Source organism: Microbacterium karelineae (assembly GCF_009745985.1).
Taxonomy (GTDB): domain Bacteria; phylum Actinomycetota; class Actinomycetes; order Actinomycetales; family Microbacteriaceae; genus Microbacterium; species Microbacterium karelineae.
Genome location: NZ_WFIX01000151.1, coordinates 1 through 659, shown reverse-complemented (window position 1 = coordinate 659; position 659 = coordinate 1). Strand labels below are relative to the sequence as shown.

The window sequence follows — 659 nt, the reverse complement described above, 5'->3', positions numbered from 1 at the left end:
GACCTCAAATTTTGCATTCGCTTTCGCGAACTCTTTGAACAGACGAGCAGCAGCGCCCGGGTGTTCCATAGAGTATGCAATCAGGGTCGGACCAACAAACGTGTCTTTCAGGCACTCGAACTGAGTACCTTCAACTACGCGACGCAGCAGGGTGTTACGAACAACACGCATGTATACGCCAGCTTCACGACCTGCTTTACGCAGTTCAGTCATTTTGTCTACAGTAACGCCACGGGAATCCGCAACTACTGCAGACAGCGCGCCTTTGGCTACTTCGCTGACTTCAGCAACAATCGCTTGTTTGTCTTGAAGATTTAAAGCCATTAGCTTTGCTCCTGGATGTTTGCCGGAACACATGTTCCGGAACTCACTTCACTCAACCCAACGGGAAGAGCGTCTTAATACGGTGAGCAGAAACAAGCCAGAGTATCAAAAAATAATCTTAGCGTTCTGTCACCGTCTACGCAGGGGATTAAGTCTCTTGCGAAACACCTGCGGTCTTCGACGGAGGCCTGGATTAGGCCAGGCTCCAACGAACAAATCTTTTAGCCGCTAACTTTCGTTAGCAAACGTGGGGGGTAAGATTGTAGACAAAATCACCGCCCACGTAAAGGCATTAGTTTGCAGCAGCGCTCAGGCCAGCCTGGTCAACTGCAACA

At 49.9% G+C, this 659-nt stretch carries 1 protein-coding gene; it reads right to left on the bottom strand.

Annotated elements, in window-relative coordinates:
• The coding region (rplJ, locus tag GB932_RS01400) for a 50S ribosomal protein L10 (protein ID WP_156758948.1) at window positions 1-324 on the bottom strand (324 nt) is incomplete at its 3' end.
• Window positions 325-659: the final 335 nt, after the last annotated feature.